Genomic DNA, 263 nt, shown 5'->3' with positions numbered 1-263 from the left:
ATGTTCATGCATATGGACTACTGTCTAGCTCCGGCCGCCATCGGCTCGCGACGCTTCGGTCCTGCTGCGGCGGCGACAGCCTCCTCGCAGGCCCTCCAGCGCGTTTCGCCGATAGGCGGGCGGCCTCCGCTTTTCCCCTTAGAAAGGAGGTGATCCAGCCGCACCTTCCGGTACGGCTACCTTGTTACGACTTCACCCCAATCACTTGCCCCACCTTCGGCGGCTGGCTCCCGTAAGGGTTACCTCACCGACTTCGGGTGTTG

At 63.1% G+C, this 263-nt stretch carries 1 rRNA gene; it reads right to left on the bottom strand.

What is annotated here, in order from left to right:
* Nucleotides 1-142: 142 nt before the first annotated feature.
* Nucleotides 143-263, bottom strand: a 16S ribosomal RNA gene (locus ETC05_RS17650); the annotation flags it as partial.

The organism is Geobacillus sp. BMUD, assembly GCF_013096845.1.
In the GTDB taxonomy this organism is placed as follows: Bacteria; Bacillota; Bacilli; order Bacillales; family Anoxybacillaceae; genus Geobacillus; species Geobacillus vulcani.
The sequence above is the reverse complement of the archived record's forward strand: the minus strand, read 5'-3'. Positions and strand labels throughout refer to the sequence as shown.